Annotated in this window: 4 protein-coding genes and 1 riboswitch; of the genes, 2 read left to right on the top strand and 2 right to left on the bottom strand. The window is 68.8% G+C overall.

Annotated elements, in window-relative coordinates; genetic code table 11:
* Positions 1 to 84: 84 nt before the first annotated feature.
* Positions 85 to 804, bottom strand: coding sequence for a glutathione S-transferase (locus tag AC1D12_RS23760; RefSeq protein WP_477843261.1), 720 nt, complete (start codon positions 802 to 804; stop codon positions 85 to 87).
* Between the two features lie 140 nt (positions 805 to 944).
* On the opposite strand from AC1D12_RS23760, the gene AC1D12_RS23755 reads away from it, so the two are divergent.
* Positions 945 to 2,195, top strand: a complete 1,251-nt coding sequence (locus AC1D12_RS23755; protein WP_477843259.1) for a polyhydroxyalkanoate depolymerase — start codon at positions 945 to 947, stop codon at positions 2,193 to 2,195.
* A 228-nt stretch (positions 2,196 to 2,423) separates the two neighbouring features.
* Positions 2,424 to 2,609, top strand: a riboswitch (yybP-ykoY riboswitch).
* A gap of 8 nt (positions 2,610 to 2,617) precedes the next feature.
* Positions 2,618 to 3,187, top strand: coding sequence for a TMEM165/GDT1 family protein (locus tag AC1D12_RS23750; RefSeq protein WP_477843257.1), 570 nt, complete (start codon positions 2,618 to 2,620; stop codon positions 3,185 to 3,187).
* On the opposite strand, the gene AC1D12_RS23745 is transcribed toward AC1D12_RS23750, so the two are convergent.
* Positions 3,188 to 5,337 (bottom strand): efflux RND transporter permease subunit (locus tag AC1D12_RS23745; RefSeq protein WP_477843255.1); only part of this gene is annotated, 2,150 nt, incomplete at its 5' end.

Genomic DNA, 5,337 nt, shown 5'->3' with positions numbered 1-5,337 from the left:
TTGCCCCGCCAGGGGCAATGACCGACCCGGCCGGCGAGCCACAGACTCCCCGCGCGCGCCTTCCGCGCCAACGCAACAACGACGCTAGAACTCCATGTCGAGTTCTTCGATGTCGTCGGGCTCCGCCTTCGCCGCCGCGATCCACTCCATCATCTCCGGCATCGCCATGATGGCCTGGCAGTAGAGGATGCAGGGCTTGTTCAGCTTGACGCCGTAGGTCAGGAAGCGCGTGACCACCGGCGCGTACATCGCGTCGGCCATCGTGCGCTGYGCGCCGAACAGGTACGGGCCGCCGTACGCCTCGAGGCACTCTGTCCAGATCTCGGTGATGCGGTCGATGTCGGGCTGCGCGCCGGCCCAGATCTTGTGCCCCGGGTGATGCGCCTTCAGGTTCATCGGCAGCGAGCTGCGCAGGTTCGCAAAGCCCGAGTTCATCTCGCCGCTGACCGAACGGCAATGCGCCCGCGCGATGCGGTCCTTCGGCATCAGGCCGGCGCCCGGCTTGATCTCGTCCAGGTACTGCGCGATCGCGAGCGTGTTCCACACCTTCGCGCCCTCGTGCGTCAGGCAGGGCACGCGGATCGACGGCGCGAGCAGCAGCAGTTCCTTGCGCGCATCGGCGTCGTCGGGCGACACCATCACCTCGTCGAAGTCCAACCCGGCGAAGCGCGCCAGCAGCCAGCCGCGCAGCGACCACGACGAGTAGTTGCGGCTGCTGAGCGTCAGCGTCGCCTTCGCCGTGGCAGCCTCCGCCTTCCTCGGAGCAGGCTTGGCAGCAGGCTTCTTCGCGGCGACGGTCGACATGCGGGGTCTCCGAAACCACGCGGCGGGGCGGCGTGTCCGGTACGGCATTGCAAGCGCTGTGCCACGGCCTGGTGCGTGCCGGCCGGCTGGCGCGCAAGTTGCTCGTTCTTCGGTGCACGCTACCGCGCGCAGGAGAACCCATGATGTACCAGGCTTACCAGGCCCACGCCGACATGATGTGGCCGCTGCAGGCGCTCGCGCGCACGGCGCTGCCGATGCTGCAGGACCCGAGCTTCGGCTGGTCGGCGCTCGCAGGCAACCGCAAGCTCGCGGCCGCCTGCGAGCTGATGGGCCTGGCCCAGGTGACGCACCACCGCCCGGCGTTCGGCATCGAGAGCGTGCTCGTCGCCGGCGAGCCGGTGGCCGTCACCGAGGAGGTCGCGTTGGTGACGCCGTTCGCGACGCTGCTGCACTTCCGCAAGGATATGGGCAACCCCACCGCGGCGCCGCAGCCGCGGGTGCTGATCGTCGCGCCGATGTCCGGCCACTTCGCGACGCTGCTGCGCGACACCGTGCGCACGATGCTCGCCGACCACGACGTCTACATCACCGACTGGCACAACGGCCGCGAGATGCCGCTCTCGGCCGGCCCGTTCGGGCTCGACGAGTACACGCAGCACCTGATCGACTTCCTCGCGGCGATCGGCGAGGGCGCGCACCTGATGGCGATCTGCCAGCCCTGCGTGGCCGCGCTGAGCGCCGTCGCGGTGATGTCGCAGGACCGCCACCCGGCCACGCCGCTGAGCCTGACGCTGATGGCCGGGCCGATCGATTGCCGCATCAGCCCGACCGAGGTCAACAAGCTCGCGATGACCAAGGACATCGCGTGGTTCGAGAAGCACCTGATCGGCGTCGTGCCGTGGCGCTACCCGGGCGCCGGCCGCCGCGTCTACCCGGGCTTCGTGCAGCTGACCGCGTTCATGAGCATGAACAAGGACCGGCACATCAACGCCTTCAAGACCTACTACGAGAACCTGGCGCACCCGCAGCCGGATGAAGACCGGCTGAAGCAGGCCGCCGCGACGCGCAACTTCTACGAGGAGTACTTCGCGGTCGCCGACCTGCCGGCCGAGTTCTACCTCGAGACCGTGCGGCTGGTGTTCCAGGAGTACGCGCTGCCGCTCGGCCGGCTCACGTTCCGCGGGCGCCCGGTCGAGCCGGCCGCGATCCGCCGCACCGCGCTGCTGACGGTCGAGGGCGAGCGCGACGACATCTGCGCGCCCGGCCAGACCCTCGCCGCGCAGGACCTGTGCAGCGGGCTGCGGCCGTACCTGCGCACGCACTACGTGCAAGCCGGCGTCGGCCACTACGGCGTCTTCAGCGGCCGGCGCTGGCAGAACCACATCTACCCGATCGTGCGCGACGTGATCCACGTGTCGCGCCAGGTGTGACTTCCGTGACAGCCGATCCGCCAAGATGTATCCGGTGGGTTACTCAATGGCCACATCTGGTTACGAGTTGACTTGCAGACTGCCGCTTCCCGCACTTGCCGAGAAGGAAGCGACGATGACAACCCGCCCTGCAGCCTGCCCCACCGATCGCCTGACGGGCGACTACTCGACACTGGACATCGACCTCACCGTCAGCCTCGACGACATCCGCCGCGACTACAATGCGCCCCACCCGTCATTGGGGAGTAGCCGCCCTGCAGCCACTGCAGGGGCTTGCGTCAACACACTTGGCCCTCAGGCCATGGCGCAGGCAGCAGTGACCCTGTCACAGGCCTGGCAAGACCGATGACCGTGCTGCCTCCGGAAGGGCCGGGGTTGCGGCGCGGTCGTTGCGTCCACCGGCCCCGGAGTACTGCCCCCTCATGGAAGCCTTCCTCGTCTCGACCGGCGCCGTCGCGCTCGGCGAGATCGGCGACAAGACCCAGCTGCTCGCGCTGCTGCTCGCCGCCAGGTTCCGCCGCCCGCTGCCGATCATCCTCGGCATCCTGGTCGCGACCCTCGTCAACCATGCGCTGGCCGGCGCCGTCGGCACCGCGATCGCAGCCTGGCTCGGGCCGGACACGCTGCGCTGGATCATCGGCGGGTCGTTCCTCGCGATGGCCGCGTGGATGCTGATCCCCGACAAGATCGACGAGGACGAGGCCACCCCGCAGCGCTTCGGCGTGTTCGGCACCACGGTGATCGCGTTCTTCCTCGCCGAGATGGGCGACAAGACGCAGATCGCGACCGTCGCCCTCGCCGCGCGCTATGCCGACCTCGGCGCGGTGGTGGCCGGCACGACGCTCGGGATGATGCTGGCCAACGTGCCCGCGGTGCTGCTCGGGCACCAGGCCGCGACGAAGCTGCCGATCAAGCTCGTGCACGGCATCGCGGCGGCGATCTTCGCGGCGCTGGGCCTGCTGACCTGGTTCAACGTCGGGCACCTGTTCTGACTACTTGGCGATGAGATCCCCGCTCGGCAGGGCCGGTGCTTCGTCGTGCACCGGCGAGGGTTTGCGCTCTCGCACGAGGTAGGAATACACCACCGGCACGACGATCAGCGTCAGCAGCGTCGACGTGATCACGCCGCCGATGATGGCCCGCCCCATGCCCGCCTGGATCTCGCCGCCCTCGCCGAGCGCGAGCGCCAGCGGCAGCATGCCGAACACCATCGCGGCCGTCGTCATGATGATCGGGCGCATCCGCACCAGCCCGGCCTGCAGCAGCGCGTCGGCCATCGAGAGGCCGGCCTTGCGGCCGTGGTTCGCGAAGTCGACCAGCAGGATCGCGTTCTTCGTCACCAGCCCCATCAGCATCACCAGGCCGATCATCGAGAACAGGTTCAGCGTCGAGCGCGTCACCCACAGCGCGATCATCACGCCCAGCAGCGCCAGCGGCAGCGACACCATGATCGCGATCGGCTGCAGGAAGCTGCCGAACTGCGAGGCCAGCACGATGTAGATGAAGACGATCGCCGCCACCACCGCCGTCAGGATGCCGGCGAGCGCCTCGGCCTGGTCCTTGGTCTGCCCGCCGACGTCGAAGCGGTAGCCCGGCGGCAGCTGCGTCTCCTTGACGATCTTCTGCACGTCGGCGCCCACGTCGCCACTCGGGCGGCCCTGCGTGCCGGCATAGATGGCCTGGCGGCGCTGCAGGTCCTGGCGCTTGATCACCAGCGGGTTCACCACCGGCACGATGTCGGCCACGCGCGACAGCGCGATCGGCGTGCCGTCCTTCGCGTACGCGACCGGCAGGCTGTCGAGCTGCGTGATGTTCTCGCGCGAGGCCTGCGGCAGCCGCAGTTCCACGTCGACCTGCTCGCCGTCGGGCGAGGTCCAGTAGGTCGCGACATCGCCGTTCACGTAGCTGCGCAGGCTGGTCGCCAGCTGGCTGGTGGTCAGGCCCAGCTCGCGCACCGCGTCGGGCTTCAGCCGCACCGCATAGGCCGGCAGGCCCGGCTTCACCGAGGTCGTCAGGTCGGCGATACCCTTGACCTTGGCGACCTTGTCGGCGAGCCGCTGCACCTCGGTCTCGAGCACCTTCGGATCGGGCCCGAGCAGCGCGACGTAGATCGGCTGCTGGCCGACCGTGATCTCGATGCCAGGGATCGGCTTCAGCGCCTCGCGCATCGCCGCCTCGACCTCGCTCTGCGTGCGCTTGCGTTCGGAGGGCTTCACCAGCTGGATCGCGAGCGTCGCCGAGTTGCGGCTGCCGTTGCCGGTGTCGCCGATCGTCGTCGAGGTCAGGCGCACCTCACTCATGACGCGGATCACCTGCTCCACCTGCGCCAGCTTCGCGCTGCCGCGCTGCAGGCTGGTGCCCACCGGCAGCGTCACGTTCAGCTGGATGTAGCTGTTGTCCGATTCGGGGATGAACTCGTTGCCGATCTGCGTCGACAGCAGGAGCGCCAGCACGAGGCTGCCGAACGCGCCCCAGCCGACCAGTCCGCGCGGCGTCAGCGTCACGAGCCGGAAACGGCGCGGCTGCGACTTGTCGCGCTTGCCCGCCGCATCGAACGGGCGCCCATAGGCCGGGATCGGCGGCACGAACACGCGGTAGCGCCGGCCCGAGAACACCCAGCGGATCGTGCGCTCGTAGACGACGTGCAGCACGTCCATGCCGCGGTCGGTCCAGCGCATCAGGTGGCCGAGCACCGGCAGCTTCGCGAGGCGGTTGGTCGGCGGGTCGCGCCAGATGCTCGACAGCATCGGGTCGAGCGTGAAGCTGACGAACAGCGACACCAGCACCGCCACCGCCACCGTGACGCCGAACGAGAAGAAGAACTTGCCGATGATGCCCTTCATGAAGGCCACTGGCACGAACACCGCGCAGATCGCGAAGGTGGTGGCCATCACCGCCAGCCCGATCTCTTCGGTGCCGTCATGCGCCGCCTGCACGTGGCTCTTGCCCATGTGCACGTGGCGCACGATGTTCTCGCGCACCACGATCGCATCGTCGATCAGCAACCCGATGCACAGGCTCAGCGCCATCATCGTCATGAAGTTCAGCGTGAAGCCGAACGCGTACACCGCGATGAACGCCGAGATCACCGCGATCGGCAGCGTCAGGCCGGTGATCACCGTGCTGCGCCAGCTGTGCAGGA

It is taken from the genome of Rhizobacter sp. P1_G5, from assembly GCF_056405435.1.
Note: the sequence above shows the minus strand (reverse complement) of the source record. Positions and strands in the feature narration are given on the sequence as shown.

Excerpts from the sequence above, each read along its gene's own strand:
- AC1D12_RS23755 (WP_477843259.1), top strand. The coding sequence starts at position 945 with ATGATGTACCAGGCTTACCAGGCCCACGCCGACATGATGTGGCCGCTG.
- AC1D12_RS23750 (WP_477843257.1), top strand. The coding sequence starts at position 2,618 with ATGGAAGCCTTCCTCGTCTCGACCGGCGCCGTCGCGCTCGGCGAGATC.